Genomic DNA, 18,219 nt, shown 5'->3' with positions numbered 1-18,219 from the left:
TGTATCCCCTGGGTATGGTAAGAGCAAGAGCACCGCAAAAAACCACAACAGCGGCCAATACTGGACGAACCCCGCCAGCGAGTGCGTCTGCTCTTCACCACACAGCCCATCAAGAGAGACCTCCAATGCTCAGAGCGGAGCGGCTTCTAGAGATCATCGAGCGCCTTCAACGCCTGTCCGCAGAAAAAGGGCGGCGCCTGCTCCTTGACTTCTTGCGCCAGGGCAGCGCCGCCCGGTGCGGCCTGCTCTTCCTCAACGAGGAAGCTTCCCAGCATCTACGGCTCCTGGCGAGCAGTGGCCGTCTGCCGTCGCGCCCTCTTCCTCAGAACGACCGCCAGCAACAGGCAAGCACTCCTGATCTCATTCCCCTGAGCGGCCTCTTCGGCAGTGTCATGCGTGCACGGACCCCGCGCTTCATCCCCTCCATCCACCAAGAGCCGCAGGCCCTGCCCGATGAATGCCATTGGAGCCGTGCCGCCGGGCCTCTGCTCCTCTGTCCCCTTGGCGAAGCTGACCAACCTGCCAGCGGCCTCCTGGTCCTCTGCTTCGCCAGCCGCCACGGCAGACAGTCAGCCGCCCAACAGGGTGAGCCTGCTCTCCTGCTCACGAGCGATCTCTTTCAGCTCTGCCTGACACTGCTCGCGCGCTCCCTGTCTGGCGTTCTCTCTCCCGTAGAGGCAGTCGTCTATGAGCAGGCAACTGAGAGCCGGCCCCATCGACGTCGCAGCAGCGCTGCAGCGGTGGCTACCGCACCCAGACCCCAGCCGCCGCCAGAAGGAGCCATCGAGGAAGAGCGAGCGCGTCTTGCCCATATTCTCCACGACGGCCTGGCCCAGGAACTGGCCCACATCCTTCATCAGCTAGAGGTCGCCAGCCGCTGGCTGGAGAGCCAGCCGGAGGAAGCCAAACGCGCGCTGGCCGAGGCTCAGCAGCAACTGCAGCAGAGCCTGGAGCGTCTGCGCGAAACCATTGCGACCCTGGCCCCTGCACCGCTCGGTGAGGTCAGCTTTGAGCTGGCCCTGCGCTCGTTGTTGGAAGACTTCAAGCGGGCCGAGCCGGCCATCACCCTGGAGGAGAGGATAGAGCAGCCGCTTACCCTCCCTCGTACCCTGGAATCGACAATCTTCCATCTCGTGCAAGAGGCGCTCAATAACGTGCGCAAGCACGCGCAGGCCGGCCATGTCACCATCAGCATAGAGCATCAGGATGGGGCGCTCGTCGTCAGTATCGAAGACAACGGGAAGGGCTTTGCGCCAGCGCCAGAGCGACGCGAGGGTGGCCTTCAGCACCAGCTTGGACTCTACTTGATGCGCGAGCGCGTCCAGCGAGCCGGCGGCAGTCTGACAATCCAGAGCGCCCTCAGACAGGGCACACGCCTCGAAGCCCGCTTTCCCCAGGATCGAGGCCGAGCCGACTCGCCGCTCACAGCACGCGAGCGCCAGATTCTGCAGCTCCTCAGCAGCGGCGCCAGCACCCGCGTCATCGCTCAGCAGCTTGCACTCAGCGACGAGGCCGTCAAAGCAGACATTCAGGCCATCAAGCGCAAGCTCAAAACTCGCACCCGGATTGAGGCCATAGTCAGCGCCCTGCGTCTCCATTGGCTAGAGTAGAGAGGCGGAGCGTCCTCGCCCCACCTTGCCTACGGGGAAAGGTGAGAAAGGAAATGTTTGAAGAGAAGAGGAGGAAAACCTGCGAGTAGTCTCCCAGAGAGTCCACCGCAGCGGCAGCAGGAGCAGCGCCTTGCCAGCCTTAGTGGCGGCGCGTGCGCTTCAAATCGCGTCCCACCTGTAGCACATCCTTCACACGCTCAAGCCGGGCAATGACACGCTGGAGCTGCTCCAGGCTCTCGATTTCCAGCGTTGCATTGACCACCGCCAACTCGCGCGAGCCATTCGTATGAGTAGACAGAGCCGCCATATTGATGCCCAGTTCAGCGATGGCGCCGGCGATATCGCGCATCAGGCCCGGGCGATCACGGGCCGTCACCACGATCGGCGCCAGATAGTGTGACTGCTCCACCCCGGCCCAGCTCACGGCAATCAAACGTTCTCCGCTATGCTCGCGGTAGCGGGCGATATTAGAGCAATCGGCCCGATGCACAATCACGCCGCGGCCACGGCTGATAAAGCCCACAATGGCATCGCCGGGCAGAGGGCAGCAGCAATTAGCCAGGCGAGTCAGCAGGCCAGAGACCCCATCGACGCAGAGATTGACCGCTGGGGGGGACTCCTTCGAGCTGCTCGTTGACAGCAGCGGCTCCTCCTCCTGATGAGCGCCGTTCTCACGCTCACGTCCATCGCGATCGCGGTCGCGGATCTGCAGATACTCGCCCAGGCGCACCGCCACCCAGTGCTGGCGGATCTTATCGCTGCCAATGGCTGCCAGCAGATCCTCAAAGGAAGCCAGGCGTGGCTCCCGCTGCTCGCGCTGAGCATTGTACTCCTCGAGCAAGCGATCCTGCAGATCCTCTGTCAACATCTCCAGTCCGCGGAGGCCGAGGGCCTTCAGCTCGCGATCCAGGCGTTCCCGCCCGATCTGGATATTGATATCGCGCTCGTGGGCCTTTAGATAACGGCGAATATGGCTGCGGGCCGTGGCCGTGCGTGCGAAATTGAGCCAGTCGCGGCTCGGGTGGGCCGTGCGACTCGTTGTAATATCGACGATCTCCCCATTCTTCAGCTCGTAGTCGAGGGGGACCATGCGCGCAACCAGCCGCTCGCCCTCGCCCTCGCCGATCTCCGTAATAATGCGGGCACCGGCGCAGTGATTGCCGATCTCGCTATGGATGCGATAGGCGAAATCGATCGGCGTTGAGCCGACCGGCAGATCCTTGACCTCCCCCTTGGGAGTGAAGACAAAGATCTGCTCCGAGAACGGATCGCTGCGCGACGTCTCAGGAGGCTCAGGCGCGCCGCTCTGCGAAGCTCGCAGCTCGCGCTGCCACTCAGCCAGCTGGCGCAGCCAGGTCAATAGCTCCTTGGCCGAAGGAGAAGCGCGGTCCCCCGCATCCTTGTAGTGCCAGTGCATGGCCACGCCGTACTCGGCGATCTGGTGCATCTCAAAGGTGCGGATCTGAATCTCCACCAACTGCTCGTCGACGCAGAAGACCGTCGTATGGAGGGCCTGATAGCCGTTTGGCTTGGGATTGGCAATATAGTCCTTAATGCGGCCCTCTTTAGGCTTCCAGAGGCTATGGACATGGCCCAAGGCCAGATAACAATCCTGGGTAGTCTCCACCAGAATACGGAAGGCAATCACATCATGGATCTGATTGAGATCCAGGCCGCGTTTCAAGTCCTCCAGCCTCTCGGTACCAAGCAGGCTTGGCTGCGTCGGCAGGCCAGCCGCGCGCAGAATCTTCTTGTAGAAGCTGTACAGGTGCTTAATGCGCCCAGAGACCTCCACACGCTTCAGGCCGATGACCGCCATCTCGCGGCGCAGAATCTCACAGACCTTCTCCACATAAGCCCCCCACTGCTTTTTCTCGGCCTCCATCTGATCGCGGACCCAGGCATATTGCACGGGCTGCAAGATCTCGAACGCCAGGTCCTCCAGCTCACACTCTACGCGCGACATCCCAAGGCGACCCGCCAGCGGGGCATAGATCTCGCGCGTCTCCCGCGCCATCGTCAGCCGCTCTTGGGGATCATACTGGAAAGCAGGATCGCGCAGCATGCGCATTGCATGCAAGCGGTAGGCCAGCTTCAGCAGGACCACCCGCGGATCATCGGACATAGCCAGAAACATCTTGCGCACCGTCTCCGCCTGCTGATGCTGCAGAGCATCGCGGTTGCGTCGCTTGCGATTCTCGCGGCTGCTCTCCACCTCGGCGCGGCTCGCCGGCAAGAGCTGAGCGCCAACCTGCTTCTTGCGCTCCAGAATGTTGAGGCGCAGCATACTGCTCACGACCCGCGCTACGGGCTGTCCCAGCTCCTCGGCCACGCGCTCCAACGAGAGCAATTCGGCATCAACCGCCTCGAAAATCAGGCCCGCAGCGACGCCGATGGCATCGATGCGCATTTCGGCCAGGATTAAGGCCACAGCCAGCGCATGCTCCAGGGGCGGAAGAGCGCGCTTTCCTCGCACACCGCGACAGCGCTCCTGCGCCAGGTGCAGAGCATGCTGCACCTGCTCAATCTCAGCGGGAGACATGTATTCACGGACACGAGCCAGCAAGGTTGCTGCCGCACGCTCGTCGGGGGGCTTCTCTCCAACGGCAGTGGCCAGACCTCCGCCGGTCTCCACTCTCCCTGGCGCTTCCGCTGCAGGCACGGACAAGCGCTCTCCCAACTGCCGGTCTGACTCAGGCTCGATCGTCATCTCGACCATGTGCACATTTCTATATTTCATGCAGAAAATTGCAGGATATGGTCCCGTGCAGATTCACTTATCGTTCTACCAGGGTAGCTTTGCAAGAATCGTCAGAGGCCCTGCTACCGTCCTTTTTCGTCAAAGTGCTCCTTCGCGCCTACCTGGCAGCATCCCGGGCCTAGAGTTCTACAGGTTCTAGCAGTACATCCTTTCAGATTATAGACCTTGCAGATAACGTTGTCTAGCTGCCCTCAGCAGGTACAAGTCCCGAGGAAGCCCCTGCCAGCGCGCGACCAGAGCAAACTCAGTTCAGCTAACAAGGATGACCTCCCCTGAGCCGACCCAGGGTAAAGAGTACCATCTACCATTGCATCAGGGAGGGAAAGAATAGCGCGCAGCCCGCCAGCCCGCCAGCCCGGCTCTAGCTCAGACGGGTTCGCTCAGTCACAGAGAAGGGAAGCCTCATCCGTCAAGCGAGGAAGAAGACCAGCAAGAGATCGATCATAAGAAAGCGTCCCGCCCGCTCGCTGCTCACTCAAGATGGCGCTGCGCCAGGTTAACCAAGTGGCTCAGAAAGCGTGCCCTCTTCGCCCGTGCGGCTGCTGATTCTGCCACCCTGGCCGGCCCGATACCCCAGGTTGCGCCGTACGCTGACAACGCTTTTGACCTGCAGCAAGCGCTTGAAGACGCGCTCGATCTGGTCCACCGACTGGATCTCCATCGTGGCCGTAATCACAGCCTTTTGCAAGGCGGGATTCGTCGTCGAGGAGACAGCCGTCATATTGATGCCAGCGTCGCTGACCACCGCCGCTACATCGCGCAGGAGGCCAGCCCGATCACGGGCCACAATAGTGATCGGGGCGAGATAGGACTGCGTCTTGACCTGCGACCAGTCCAGATCAAAGATCCGACCTTTGACGCGCTCGCGGAAGCGCTGCAGCGTCCGGCAATCCTGCCGGTGTACGATCAAGCCCTTATTCGGACTCACAAAACCAGCAATGGCGTCCCCCGGCAGGGGACAACAGCAATGAGCGAGGCGAGTGGCCACGGCAGAAGCCGGAGACCGCTCGCCGGTCTGAGCCTCCGCACGCGCGGCAGCTGAGCGATGGCCGTTGAGTGCCGGACCGGCGGCCACAGCCAAACCCGCGGGTCCGGCTGCTGCGGCGGCAGCCTCGACCCGTCGCAACGCCCCACGCTCGTGCAAGACCGGCAACAGCTGCTCGACCAGGTCCTCCACGGGCAGATCGCCCCGTCCAAGCGCCACATAGAGGGCTTCCACCGACTGATATTTGCGCGCGCTCGCCAACGGCAGCAGCTCCTCATCGCGCAGAGCCTCAAGGCCCGCTGCACCCGCCGCCTTCAGGGCCAGATCCAGCCGCTCGCGCCCAAGCTGCAGATTGATTTCGCGCTCGTGGTTCTTCAGATAGCGCTTAATCTTGGTACGCGCATTGGCGGTTCGCACAAAGGTCAGCCAGTCGCGTGTCGGGTGAATCGCCTGATTGGTCACAATATCGACGATCTCACCGCTCTTCAGCTCATAGTCCAGCGGGACCAGGCGGGTTACCAGGCGCTCACTGTCGCCCAGGCTCGTGATGATACGGGCCCCCGCGCAGTGATCGCCGATATCCGTATGGATGCGATAGGCCATATCGACCGGGGTCGATCCTCGGGGAAGATCCTTAATTTCCCCCTTGGGGGTAAAGACAAAAATCTGCTCCTGGAAGATATCGCCCTTAACGGCCTCAATGAAATCGTCGGCGCTCTGCGGCAGCTCACGCTGCCACTCGCGTAGCTGTTCGATCCAGGCGACCATCTCCCGATAGGAGAGGCGAGAGCCGCCGCGCTCACGCAGATACCAATAGCTGGCGATCCCATAGTCTGCCGTACGCTGCATCTCGTGGGTGCGGATCTGGATCTCGGCGAGGTGATCATCGAGGCAGAAGACCGTCGTATGGAGGGACTGGTAGCCATTGACTTTGGGAGTAGCGATATAGTCCTTGATGCGGCCATCCTTTGGTCGCCAGAGGGCGTGGATATGGCCCAGGGCCAGATAACAGTCGTGGTCGCTATCAACCAGGATACGGAACGAGACGAGATCATGCAGCTGGCTGACCTCGCCGCCGCTCTGCAGCAGCTTGCGGTTGATACTGGCCAGATGCTTCTGCCAGGCCAGGACCTCGGCATGGATCTCGGCGCGGCGCATCTCCTCCTCAATAGCGCTACAGACGGCATCGACATAGGGCTGACGCTTGCGCCGCTCCTCTTCGACTTCGCGCGCCAGGCGCTCGTAGCGCTCTGGCTCCAGATAATAAAAAGCCAGATCCTCCAGCTCAGCCTGAACCAGGCCCATACCGAGCCGTCGCGCCAGGGGGGCGTAGATCTCGCTCGTCTCGCGGGCAATAATCTGCTGCTTGGCCGGCGGCATTGCGCTGAGCGTACGCATATTATGGAGGCGGTCGGCCAGCTTAATGACGACCACCCGCGGATCTTCCGCCATTGCCAGGAGCATCTTACGCACCGTCTCGGAGCGCAGGCGGCTCTTAAGGTCGCGCCCGGCCTCCTCTGAGCGCTCCGCTTCGGGGGCAGGCACACGCGACCCGTTGCCGGGCGTGGAGTCGGCGCCGGACTTGCCGGCCAGAGCATCGAACTTGGTCACGCCGTCCACAATGGTGGCCACCGCCGGACCAAACCGGGTCCGGACCTCCTCCAGGGTGTAGTCGCTGTCCTCAACCACATCATGAAGCAGGGCGGCCACAATGCCATCGGCGTCGATGCGCATCTGCGTCAGAATGAGTGCCACCGCCAGCGGATGCTGAATATAGGGCTCGCCCGAGCGACGCCGCACCCCCATATGGGCCCGATTCGCCAGCTCGTAGGCCCGCTCGACCCTCTCGACATCCTGTGGCGAGAGATAAGCCCGTGTCTCCTCCAGCAATTGCTCAAGGGCATCGCCCTCCAGATGCCCATCAGAGGGCTGATATGGATAGATCACCGTCCAGGTTCGCTGTCGCGGCCCTTGCCGCCAATCCCGCTTCTGACTGGCGGCATCCGGGGCTACAGTGATGAGGGCATCGGTGTCCACGCTCATATCCGGGGAAACCATTGAAGCCACGAGTCGGCCATCAGTTCCCTCTGGCCCCATCAGGGTACCCGCCTCATGCCGGCTTCCATTGTGTTCACGTGAATCCATATCTGGGTACCCGATCCTCTGCCTGTGCGTATACTGTTCAACAAATTTCGCTGGCCGTTGAGAAATGTTAGACACCTGTCTGTGTATTACCTTGTAATTATAAGGTGCGAGGCATTACTGTCAAGCAGTTGACGGCGCGCTCCAATGACCGAAGAGAAGAAAAGAAAGAGACAAGGCCAAGAGCAGACCTTGGTCTTGTCCGTGAAGCAGATAAATTGCTACAATGATTCCTACGTCCCAGGATCACCTTCCCTCACCAGAGCGCGAGCCACAAGCAGAGCCGCGCAATGGAGGGAAGTGCACACGGGGGATCCGCCTTACCCCTGTCTCTCCTGCGGTCCTGGCCACCTCACAGCCTGGATGCAGGCAATAAACCTGGCTGGCCAGCCAGGCCGGCTCGTCCGAGCAGGGACTGATCCGAGACGGACGTCGCTGGCTAGCGTCGCGCCACGCGCGCTTTATCATAGCAGCTGCTGCAGTAGACAGGCCGGTCGTTGCGCGGAAGGAATGGCACTTTGGCCTCCTGCCCGCACTCAGCGCAGATCACCGTGTGCATCTCACGCGGCGCGCGCTCGCTCCGGCTGCCTCCCCCCGCTGCCTGACGCCGCAAGGCCCGACAGGACGGGCAACGCGCAGGCTGGTTCAGCAGGCCCTTTTGCTGGAAAAATTCTTGTTCTCCTGCTGTGAAGATAAATTCGTTTCCGCAATCACGGCACTTGAGAGTTTTGTCGACGAAACTCAACCAAGGACCTCCTTAGTGGTATGGTCGGTATCCTTTCAGGTCCATGCCTGGCCTCTGTCACCAGTCTGTTCGTCGCCCTGAGCAGCGTGGGACCCATGCCTGATGGCACTGTGCGCAAGACCAGTCTCGGATTACCGCTTGAAAGCATACACCAACTTTTGCTGTTTTTCAAGTGATTCTAGTCCCAATCAGTCAGCGTTTTGATATTTTTACGCGCTTTTCATGTGAAGTGGACGGCCTTACATTCGTTTCACGATGTCTCTCGCTTTGTCAAAAAGGACCAGCTGCGCGGCCTGGCCAGGCCGCGCCGGGCCAGGGCTGCGCCAGGGCAAGCCGTTGCGTAAACCCTGCCGATTCGCTATACTGCTCTCAGCAGAGGAGTCGCGCCCGGCAGGCGGGTGAGCGGTCGCCTGGCTCAGCTCAGGAGAGCTGACCCACACCGCCGCTTGCTGACTCGAAGCTTCGTCAATTCAACCTGGTTCCGGCAGGACGTGGCAGAATTGACTGGTCTGGGCCTGGGCCGGCCCCCTCTCACCAGGCAAGCTCGTTGTTGCGAAGGGAGTGGCTCGTGGACGCACTTGCGGCTCATTCCGGCCCATTTGCTTTTACGATCGATGTCGAGAATCCTCCAGTGCCCTCGGCCCCGACCTGGGCCCGCGCCTGTACGCTGCAGACTCCCCACGGCCTGATTCAGACGCCGATCTTTATGCCCGTTGGTACGCAGGCGACGGTCAAGTCTCTGACCCCCGAGGAGGTACAGGCCACGGGCGCGCAGATTATTCTCGCCAATACGTACCATCTGATGCTGCGCCCCGGCTCACAGTTGATCGATAGCTTCGGCGGGCTGCATGCTTTCATGCGCTGGCCCGGCCCGATGCTGACCGACAGCGGCGGCTTTCAGGTCTTCAGTCTGGGCCATCTGCGCACGCTCACCGAGGAAGGCGTGACTTTTAAGTCGCACCTCGACGGCTCGCAGCACCTGCTGACTCCCGAGCGCGGCTTGCAGATCGAGGCCGAGCTGGGCGCCGATTTCGTCCTGCCCCTGGATATCTGTAGCGGCTACCCCTGTACGCCCCAGGAGGCCCGCCAGGCTATGGAGCGCACTCACCGCTGGGCCCTGCGCGCCCTGGAGGCCTTCACGCAGCACCCGCATCGCCCGGAGCGTCCCCAGGCCCTCTTTGGGATCGTCCAGGGGGCTTTCGAGCCTGAGCTGCGCCAGGAGAGCGCTCGCTTCATCGGCTCTCTGCCTTTCTTCGGCCTCTCGATCGGAGGACTGTCGGTCGGCGAGCCAAAAGCGCTGATGTGGGAGCTGCTGCGCGTGACAACGCCCGCGCTGCCGCGTGAGAAGCCACGCCATCTGCTGGGGGTCGGTTCGCCCGAGGACTTGATCATGGGGATCGACCTGGGAATGGATCTCTTCGACTGCGTGCTGCCAACTCGCGTGGCACGCCACGGAGGCCTCTTTACCCGCCACGGACGAGTTAATATTAAGCGGGCCCGCTTCCGCACAGAGCATGGCCCAGTCGAGGAGGGCTGCGATTGCTATACCTGCCGCAATTATAGCGCTGCCTACCTGCACCACCTGGCTCGGGCAGAGGAGCAGCTCTACTACCGCCTGGGGAGCATTCACAATCTGCGCTTCATGCTGCGCCTGGCCGCGGAGGCGCGGGCAGCAATTCTGGCCAGGACCTTCCCGGCTTTCCGCGATGCCTTCCTGGCCAGTTATGTGCCAGCTTCGGAGACAGCCCGCGAGGAGCAGCGGGCCAGGTGGCTGGCCCGCGCGGCCTCCCGCGCAACTTCGTCGTGAGCCTGACTCGGAGCGAAGAAGGATAGCAGCTTATGGCCGAGATGTTCCGCTTTCTCAATACCGGTGTACGCGATGCCGCTTTGAATATGGCCATCGATGAGGCCATCCTGATCCATCATCTGCGCGGCGAGGCCCCCCCAACCCTGCGCGTTTTTCGCTGGTCGCAGCCGTCGATCTCGCTGGGCCGCTTCCAAAATGTGGAGCGCGAGATTCTCAGCAACCTCTGCCGCGAGCGCGGCGTGGCCCTGGTGCGCCGCCCAACCGGAGGCCGCGCCGTCTATCACCGCGACGAGTTCACCTACAGCATCGTGATCAGTCGGCGCTATGGGGTACCGTCCGGGGTGGTGGCGGCTTATACCTATCTGGCCCGCGGCCTATTGGAGGCACTGGCCTTGCTGGGGGTACAGGCGGAGATCAGCGACGGTCGTGTCCAGAAGCATCCCTCGGCGGCCTGCTTCGCTTCTTCAACTCAGGCCGATCTGACAAGCGGCGGCTACAAGCTGGTAGGCAGCGCCCAGGTCTGGCGCGAGGATGCCCTGCTCCAGCAGGGTTCACTGCCCCTGGACGATCGGGCCGAGGAGTTCTATGAACTCTTACGCTTCCCCAATGAGCCAGCCCGGGCTGAGGCTCTGGCCTTTTATCGCCAGAAGACACAGCCGCTGCACGCTTTCGTGCCAGACGTGAGCTGGGAGCAGGTAGCAGAGGCTTTTCGCCAGGGCTTCAGTCAGGCGCTGGCACAGGGGTTTTTGCCGGGCGAACTGAGCCGCTCCGAGCTGGAGCTGGCGGAGCAGCTCGTGGCCGAGAAATATAGCAAGCTGGAGTGGCGCAAGGAGCGTTTAACGCTGGTCTGAACTGTTGCTGCTACTTTTTCCCTTTAGAAAAGGCTAAGCTGAATAGGGGCGGTTTTTTGCCTTTGGGACTGCTTTGGCGGATAGAAAACACCAATAATAATAAAAGGGTTAGGACTTATCCGATGGTACTGCCAGGTTGTACCCAGAAACAGATAGATATCTCTCGTCGAGCAGAACTCATCGAGGTACTTCTGACGCACGAGACGATTGGCTTCGGCTTCATCGCCTTGTGCCTCCGTCAAGCAGTTCCAGTACAGCGCGCCAAGTTCCCAATCTTCTATAAAGAGCTTGCGTGGATTTGTGTCTCCCTTACTCATAAAAACATAGGAGTACTTGTAAGGAAGCTTTCTGATTGGAACTCTCCTCTTTACCTCTCCAGTACTATCTATATCCAATAGATTGCTTTGTAAAAAATAATCGTTCCACTTCTTCTTCCAGCAGCGGCCAGTTGGCTCGATCGTGAAGTCGATGATTTCATGAGGCTTGAGCACAGCGAGCGAACGCAGCTCTGGACCTTTGGCCAGACCAATGATCTCGGACATCGAATCGAAGACCTCCCGAAGCACATAGCTCTTTCGCTCTCTCCAGCCCTTCGAGCTAGCTGAGATATGGCCGTCGAGAAAGATTGGCTCTTCAAGATGACGGAGGGGCCGATAGCTCTCTGGACGAAAATCCTTGACATTCTTGACAAGACTGAGGCGAATCCATTCGAATTTACGATATTGCCGATCATAAGGAAGGCTACGGAATGGTATGGGATAAATCCGTATCCACTTGCCATTCTCCAGCACTCCTGCGGTACAAACCAGCTCCTCGTACTTGTTAGAGGGGAGAGGGTAAGCTTTGACAGCGATCAGCACACGTGCATCCGGTAGTGTCTCGGGCAGATACATCATTGCCTCCGTCCTGGCGAGAGCTGACCCCCTCTCCTTGCAGGCCGGGGCCAGCTAGCAGTCATCTAGCGCGGGCAGTATCTGCTGGCGCTGGTCGTGACTACTGAGATTCTGCCGCGCTGGATGAGAGACAGCGTTACACATTAAATGCACGATAGGGGCCTCAATGTATCCCTGCTGCTGCAAATAAGCAGCCAGCACAGCACGATGACAGTGGCCGGGATCAGCTTCAAAACAAGTCAGCGCCACCCGTCGCTGTTCAGCTATGAGCGCCGCCAGCCTCTCGATGCTCGCCCTCGCCTGCGGGAGCAGGTCAGTGGCATAATGGACAAAGAGCGCACGATAGGACTCCTCGGTCACCAGCTCCCGCCGTAGCTCAGAGGGTACTCCCAGAGCTGGCAAATGGAGGTAGGCGATCCCTACCTCGTAGAGGGCCTGAGCCAGGCGCCTCCTGGCAAAGCCGAACTTGTGCGAAAATGGATTGCGCCGCACGTCGACCAGGAGACGTACCCCATGTGAGAGCAAGAGGGACAGATAGGCGTCCAGGCTTAAGCCTTCATAGCCAAGCGTGAAGAGGCAGACGGCTTCTTCCGCTCCGCGAGAGACCTCCTTCGGCAGCGACGAGGCGGCAAGCTCTCGCCCGAGCAGCCGCAAGGCGCTGCGCTGATCAGCAGCGAAGCCCTGGCTTTCTTCCCACACCTGCGCCAGCAAGCGGCGATCATCCGGACGGAGTCGGGACAGGAAGGAGGTTCCCGTTGCCGCAGCAGCCAGCGCCACCCGCGGCGGTGGCGTCAGATAACGCCGCAGACGCAGCGTCTGCAGATCATGCTCCAGGACGAAGCTGCGCCAGTGCTTCCCCCAAACAACGAATTCATAAGGGGCCTGTCTTCGCTCGCGCTGAGCATGGACAGACAAGAGCATTACCAGCAGCCGCGCTTTCGCCTCATCCAGCTCTCCCTCCGCCAGCTCGGCCAGCGCTAAGAGCAACCGCTGACGATAGAGCATAGTCATGGGTCGGTAGCTTCCTCTCACTTTATCGCCTTTTCAGCTACTACAACGAAAAGCCGACCGCCCAGCTACACCCACAGGGAAGGAGTCCTAGATCGCACCTCCAGCACTGAGAGCAGCGGTAATACTCTATTATTTTTATTTTACTTCATGAAAAATCATTTGGCAAGCGCGCCATCAGGAGGCAGAGTACGCCCCTCCGTCCCGTTCCGATCTTGACCCATTTTGCATGCAAATATATATTACGTTCTTCACCTACATAATAGCTTAAGAAAGGCAAGGAAAGCTTTCTTCTACGGTGTGAAGAAAGACGGTAATAAGCACCTGTAGCCACATATCTAGAGAAAGGATATCTAGCGCGATGAGTATCTCGTCCTTGGCCCAAAGCGATAGCAAGGATACGGAGGCAGCGGGCAGGGCCTCAGCCCTGTCCGACTCGGGAGCCGCCGCTGCTCCACGCAGCCTCTCAATCGTGCTCCTGACGCAGAACGACGAAGAGAGCATCGCACTGGTCGTGCGCTCGCTCCTGAGCAGTCTGAGAGACTGGGCCGACGACCTGGAGATTCTCGCCGTCGATCGCGGGAGCCACGATCGTACAGGTATACTGCTCGAACGCCTTGCCGCGGAGGAACCGCGTCTGATTGTCTTGCATCAGCCCGCGAGCTGCAGTTACGGCCAGGCCCTGGCCAGCGCCTTGAACCAGGTCAGCAAAGAGTTCGTTCTGTTGATGGAGGCCCGACCTGGCTTCAACATGGACCTCCTCAAGCGCAGCTTTGCTCTGCTGAGCGATTACGACGCTGTGCTCGGCTTTCGCCAGCGCCAGGGCTGGCAGCGGCTGACCACGCTCCTCTGGAGCTGGCTGCTGCGCTTCACCCTGGGTCTGCGGGTGCGCGATCTCTACTGTCCCTTTAAGCTCTATCGCGCCGAGTTTTTCCGCCAGGAAGCCCTGGAGATGCAGGGCCACCTCATCAATGCCGAAATGATCCATAAATTTGTGCGCGCTGGCTATGTCTACACGGAGATCGCCATTGGCCCGGAGAAGGCAAGCGAACCCGTCAGGCCGTCATTGCGGCGTAAGCTCTCCCTCTACTGGGAAGCGCTCTGCGAACTGAGCAATTATAGCGGTCGCTGCTATCAAGAAGAGCATGGATGTATTTGAGCAGTATCACTGGAGGAGTGTGGAGGAGAGGATTCATGGCGTCCGGTCTTCTGACAAAAGAATCCCCTAAACTAAGCGAGCTGCAATTTCGCAACCGTGTAGCGCGTTATCGGCGTTGGCTAGAGGGCAATGCCAGCCCCAGCGCGACGCGCCCCAACAGTCGCGAGCTTGTCGAATACCAGCGTGCGGCCTGCCGTCCGATCCTGATTCATGGCAAGGAGGTGACCGTCTTTGCACCATTTCATCCTGAGCGCGCGGCCCTGCACACCTTCAGCCGGGCGCAACTTGTGATTCTTGGTGGCTTCTTGCTGGCCTGGGGTGGCGCCCTGGTTTGGAAAGGGCCAACGCCGCTCATTGTGGTCACCACTCTGATCACGCTGCTCTATGTGGCCCATCTGCTGCTGCAGTTTGCTATTGTGGGCACACATCTGCTGACTCCCGCTGAGGTCGGTAGCGATGAGGGGATCGACGAGCACCTGATCAGCGCCCTCAACAATGCCGACTGGCCTCGCTATACCATCCTGTGCCCGCTCTACCGCGAGGCCGCCGTGGTCGGCCAGATGGTGACCGCCCTGCGCGCCCTGGACTACCCTCGCGATCGTTTGGAGATCTTGCTGCTGACAGAGGAAGATGACCTGGAGACGCGCGCCGCTCTCAAGCAGCTGGCTCTCCCCGCTCACTTCCGGGTGCTTGTCGTGCCGCGCGGCTACCCCCGTACCAAGGCCCGTGCCTGTAACTACGGGCTGCTGCATGCCCGTGGCGACTACCTGGTTATCTACGACGCCGAGGATATCCCCGATCCTTTGCAGCTGAAAAAAGCCGTGCTGACCTTCGCTCAGCACGACCACTCGCTGGCCTGTGTGCAGGCGCGTCTGAATTGCTATAATCCTTCTCAAAATCTCCTGACTCGCCTCTTTACTGCTGAGTATTCCCTCTGGTTTGATCTGGTGCTGCCGGGCTTGCAACGGCTCGGTCTCCCGCTGCCGCTCGGTGGCACCTCAAACCATTTCCGTGTCTCTGTGCTACGTGCTGTCGGCGGCTGGGACGCCTTCAATGTCACAGAGGACTGCGATCTCGGCCTGCGTCTCTTCCAGCACGGCTTCAAGACCGTGATTCTCGATTCGACGACCTACGAGGAGGCCAATTCTCGCCTCAGCAACTGGCTGCGCCAGCGCTCGCGCTGGATTAAGGGCTATATGCAGACCTACCTGGTCTATATGCGCCATCCCCTGGCTTACTGGCACGAGCGGCGCTGGCGCGAACTCTGCAGCGTGCAACTGGTGATCGGCGCCAGCGCCGCCAGCCTGCTCGTGAACCCTCTCGTCTGGGCGCTCTCCCTGTTCTACGTCTGCACCGCTGGCCGCTACCAGGCTTTCTACCATCTGCTCTTCCCCGGCCCCATTCTCTACGCGGGCGCCTTCTGCCTGATCTTCGGTAACTTTTTCCATCTCTACCTCAATCTGCTGGCGCTGCTGCATCGCCGCTATTATGGGCTGGTGCCCTGGGCCTTACTGATGCCCTGCTGCTGGCTGCTGGACAGTCTGGCCGCCTATCTGGCGCTCGCCGAGCTGCTCATCCGGCCTCACTACTGGCAAAAGACCCTTCACGGCTTCCACCTGCTCAAGCAGCAGCAATCTGTCAACCAGTTCAGTGCCACCGTGGTTCCCTCGACCCCTCAGCGTGGGCCAAGCGAGATCGAGATTGGCCTGACCCCCATCCGTCTGGGCGGCCATGCTCCCTTCAAGCCGCTGCGCCTGGTCTTGACCCCAGATACGACCATCCGTCCCTTGCCGCGCATCCGGCGCTCGCGTCCTCATGATCTGGGGGCTTTGGTGACCTTTCTCTGCGCTTGTCTCAGCAGCATCACCGCCTGCCTCTACTTCTTTCTGCATCAGGAGATTCTGCTCTACGGCGATGCCTACGCCCACCTGCGCATCGCTCGCAGCGTCTTTGATAGCGCTACGCCCGGCCTGGCCCAGCTCGGTGGCGTCTGGCTGCCGCTGCCTCACGTGCTGATGCTGCCCTTCGTCTGGAACGACTTCCTCTGGCACTCTGGACTGGCCGGAAGTTTCGTCTCGATGCTCTGCTATATCATTGCCGCCCTCTACCTCTACCGCGGTGGCTTGCGTCTGACGCGCGATCGCTGGGCCGCCTTCCTCTGCTCCCTGGTCTTCATGCTCAATCCCAATATCCTCTATCTCCAGTCGACACCGCTGACCGAGCTGACGCTGATTTGCATGATGACGGTGGCCGGCTACTACTTCCTGAGCTGGGCCCAGGAGAATCGCCCGCGCTACCTGGTTCTGGCGGCGGCCAGCACCTTCCTGGCGACCCTCTCCCGCTATGAAGGCTGGTCCTTCTTCGTCTGTCTGCTTGTCCTGGTCAGCCTGACCAGCCTGCTCAAGCGGCGCTCCTTCGCCGAGATCTGCGCCAATACCCTCGTTTTTGCCCTCCTGGGGGGTCTGGGGATTGCTCTCTGGCTGGCCTGGAATCGCATCATCTTCGGTGACACCTTCTTTTTCTTACACGGCCCTTTCTCTTCTGAGATGCTGCTCTCTAGCTTCGCGCGCGCTGGTCGCTTCTATACCTATCACAACGTCAGTCTCTCGTTGCTGACCTACCTGCTGCTCTCGGTGAAAACCTTCGGGCCATTTCTCCTCTTTCTCTCGCTGCTGGCCTTTGTCTTCTTCCTGCTCCGTCACCGGCTAAAGCCGGAGACGCTGGCGCTGATCGCCTTCATGGCCCCACTCGGCTTCTACGTGCTCTCGATCTATAGCGGGCAGGCGCTGATCCTGCTGCCGGAGATCGGTCCGGGCCATGATCCCGGGCGCCTCTACAACGATCGGCACGGGGCGGCAGTAGTGGTACCGGCGGCCCTGCTGCTGGCGACGCTGATGAGCAGCGGGCTGCGCCTGTTGCGGGGGCGGCTCCATCTGCTGGGACGCCTGGCCTGTGCGGGAGCGATCTGCGGTCAGGCCTGCTTCATCGCCGCCACTGGCATTGTGACCCTCCAGGACGGTCTCTATGGGAACTCCTGCACCGGCACCCATCCAGTCAGCATCTACCTGGCCAGGCACTACAACGGCGGTCTGATCCTAGAGGACGTCTCTCCCACCAATTTCGACGTCTCGGAGGCCGGTATCAACTTCCGCAATGTGATCTACGATGGCTCGGGCCGGCTCTGGCAGCAGGCCCTGCGCAATCCCGCAGCCAGCATTGACTGGATCGTCCTCAATCCACGGCTCCCGGGTGATCGCGTGGCGCGAGCGCTGCCGCCGGGTAGTCCCCTGCTGCGCCAGTTTACCTTGGTGCTGATCGATCCCCGCAGCGGTATGCATCTCTACCATCATCGCGGGCGTCCGCCGCTGCCAGATCGCCCGATTCCACCGGAACTCTTAACCGCTCATCGTCTCTGTCCGAACGATTAAGGTCTCAGCGCTCGTCTGTTCGCTCGTGCCCTCGCTCACTCGTCGGGAAGGACAAAGGTCATGAGGTCGCGCCCGACGATGAGGGTGCCGCGATAGCCTTCGGCGCGCGCCCGCTCCTGCAGGCGGGCTGCGTCAAGCTCGCGGTAGAGATGCGAGCAGACGAGCGTCCTGACCTGGGTAGCAGCGGCCAGCTGGACGATCTCGTCATCGCTGAGATGGCCAGAGTCGATGATGGCCAGGTCCACGCCCTGCAGAAAGAGGCGCTCCTGCTCGTGAAAGGAGGAGTCACCGGTGATGGCGTAGCGCTGCCCCTGCCAGCTGAAGCGCAGTCCGTGGTTGCCTGCCGGCGGCAGCTCGCTGAAATCAAAGCGGTACGGCCCGATCTGAAATGTTTCTTCTGTAATTTCATGGACCAGAACCTGATAATGGGGCTGACGGAAACTGTGGGGACTGAAGAGGCGCATCAGCCCATCGATCAGGCGCTGCAGTCCAGGTGGCCCGTAGAGATGGAGATCTTGCCTACGTGGCTGTCGTCGCGACCAGGCTCCCGCATGCAGCAGGGGAATAAGATCGGAGACGTGATCGGGGTGAAAGTGTGAGATGACGATATGTTCCAGGGCATTGGGATTGAGGCCCACTTCAGCGAGACGCTGGCTGATGCCGCGCCCGCAGTCGAAGAGGATGGGTAGCCCCGCCAGCTGCAGGAGAACGCTGGAGGCGCGACGCTCTAGCTCGATTTGACAGGTGCCCGTACCAAGCAGCATGAGATAGCTCATCGTTTGCCTTCCCTCTTCTTGACAGACGAACGTTCTAGATGCTACCATGCAGGC

Annotated in this window: 11 protein-coding genes; 5 read left to right on the top strand and 6 right to left on the bottom strand. The window is 60.8% G+C overall.

Annotated features, from left to right (window positions below; translation table 11 throughout):
* The first annotated feature begins 125 nt into the window (after positions 1–125).
* Entirely contained in the window at positions 126–1,610 is a 1,485-nt protein-coding gene (locus tag BGC09_RS09120) for a helix-turn-helix transcriptional regulator (RefSeq protein WP_069803575.1), read from the top strand.
* Between the two features lie 139 nt (positions 1,611–1,749).
* On the opposite strand, the gene BGC09_RS09115 is transcribed toward BGC09_RS09120, so the two are convergent.
* The 3 genes from BGC09_RS09115 to BGC09_RS09105 form a co-directional block, all read right to left on the bottom strand.
* Complete coding sequence (locus tag BGC09_RS09115) at positions 1,750–4,329, bottom strand: RelA/SpoT family protein (RefSeq protein ID WP_069803574.1); 2,580 nt, start codon at positions 4,327–4,329, stop codon at positions 1,750–1,752.
* Between the two features lie 538 nt (positions 4,330–4,867).
* A complete protein-coding gene (locus BGC09_RS09110; RefSeq protein WP_069803573.1) occupies positions 4,868–7,501 on the bottom strand; it encodes a RelA/SpoT family protein in 2,634 nt (877 codons plus the stop codon).
* Positions 7,502–7,937: 436 nt separating this feature from the next.
* Entirely contained in the window at positions 7,938–8,243 is a 306-nt protein-coding gene (locus tag BGC09_RS09105) for a zinc-ribbon domain containing protein (protein WP_052887475.1), read from the bottom strand.
* Positions 8,244–8,853: 610 nt separating this feature from the next.
* Here BGC09_RS09105 and tgt point away from each other — a divergent pair.
* Both tgt and BGC09_RS09095 read left to right on the top strand, forming a co-directional pair.
* Positions 8,854–10,050 carry a tRNA guanosine(34) transglycosylase Tgt gene (gene tgt, locus BGC09_RS09100; RefSeq protein WP_069803622.1) on the top strand — a complete coding sequence of 399 codons (1,197 nt, stop codon included), beginning with the start codon at positions 8,854–8,856 and terminating at the stop codon, positions 10,048–10,050.
* 32 nt (positions 10,051–10,082) lie between these two features.
* Positions 10,083–10,901, top strand: a complete 819-nt coding sequence (locus tag BGC09_RS09095) for a lipoate--protein ligase family protein (protein WP_069803572.1) — start codon at positions 10,083–10,085, stop codon at positions 10,899–10,901.
* A gap of 23 nt (positions 10,902–10,924) precedes the next feature.
* On the opposite strand, the gene BGC09_RS09090 is transcribed toward BGC09_RS09095, so the two are convergent.
* Together BGC09_RS09090 and BGC09_RS09085 are read right to left on the bottom strand one after the other, a co-directional pair.
* On the bottom strand, positions 10,925–11,797 hold the full coding sequence (locus BGC09_RS09090; protein WP_218104002.1) for a DUF8758 domain-containing protein: 873 nt from the start codon (positions 11,795–11,797) through the stop codon (positions 10,925–10,927).
* A gap of 51 nt (positions 11,798–11,848) precedes the next feature.
* Positions 11,849–12,805: a DUF488 domain-containing protein gene (locus tag BGC09_RS09085; RefSeq protein ID WP_069803570.1), complete on the bottom strand. Its 957-nt coding sequence runs from the start codon at positions 12,803–12,805 to the stop codon at positions 11,849–11,851.
* 358 nt (positions 12,806–13,163) lie between these two features.
* On the opposite strand from BGC09_RS09085, the gene BGC09_RS09080 reads away from it, so the two are divergent.
* Positions 13,164–13,961 (top strand): glycosyltransferase, encoded by a 798-nt coding sequence (locus tag BGC09_RS09080; RefSeq protein WP_069803569.1) that lies wholly within the window; start codon positions 13,164–13,166, stop codon positions 13,959–13,961.
* Between the two features lie 35 nt (positions 13,962–13,996).
* Positions 13,997–17,389, top strand: coding sequence for a glycosyltransferase (locus BGC09_RS09075; RefSeq protein ID WP_069803568.1), 3,393 nt, complete (start codon positions 13,997–13,999; stop codon positions 17,387–17,389).
* A 35-nt stretch (positions 17,390–17,424) separates the two neighbouring features.
* Here the strand turns inward: BGC09_RS09075 and BGC09_RS09070 are convergent, their stop codons facing one another.
* A complete protein-coding gene (locus tag BGC09_RS09070) occupies positions 17,425–18,165 on the bottom strand; it encodes an MBL fold metallo-hydrolase (RefSeq protein WP_069803567.1) in 741 nt (246 codons plus the stop codon).
* Between the last annotated feature and the right edge of the window lie 54 nt (positions 18,166–18,219).

Origin of the sequence: Thermogemmatispora onikobensis, from assembly GCF_001748285.1 — a bacterium.
Taxonomy (GTDB): domain Bacteria; phylum Chloroflexota; class Ktedonobacteria; order Ktedonobacterales; family Ktedonobacteraceae; genus Thermogemmatispora; species Thermogemmatispora onikobensis.
The sequence above is the reverse complement of the archived record's forward strand: the minus strand, read 5'-3'. Positions and strand labels throughout refer to the sequence as shown.

Bases quoted from the DNA above. Each gene is read 5' to 3' on its own strand.
- BGC09_RS09120 (WP_069803575.1), top strand. From the start codon at position 126: ATGCTCAGAGCGGAGCGGCTTCTAGAGATCATCGAGCGCCTTCAACGC.
- BGC09_RS09115 (WP_069803574.1), bottom strand. From the start codon at position 4,329: ATGGTCGAGATGACGATCGAGCCTGAGTCAGACCGGCAGTTGGGAGAG.
- BGC09_RS09110 (WP_069803573.1), bottom strand. From the start codon at position 7,501: ATGGATTCACGTGAACACAATGGAAGCCGGCATGAGGCGGGTACCCTG.
- BGC09_RS09095 (WP_069803572.1), top strand. From the start codon at position 10,083: ATGGCCGAGATGTTCCGCTTTCTCAATACCGGTGTACGCGATGCCGCT.
- BGC09_RS09090 (WP_218104002.1), bottom strand. From the start codon at position 11,797: ATGATGTATCTGCCCGAGACACTACCGGATGCACGTGTGCTGATCGCT.
- BGC09_RS09085 (WP_069803570.1), bottom strand. From the start codon at position 12,805: ATGACTATGCTCTATCGTCAGCGGTTGCTCTTAGCGCTGGCCGAGCTG.
- BGC09_RS09080 (WP_069803569.1), top strand. From the start codon at position 13,164: ATGAGTATCTCGTCCTTGGCCCAAAGCGATAGCAAGGATACGGAGGCA.
- BGC09_RS09075 (WP_069803568.1), top strand. From the start codon at position 13,997: ATGGCGTCCGGTCTTCTGACAAAAGAATCCCCTAAACTAAGCGAGCTG.
- BGC09_RS09070 (WP_069803567.1), bottom strand. From the start codon at position 18,165: ATGAGCTATCTCATGCTGCTTGGTACGGGCACCTGTCAAATCGAGCTA.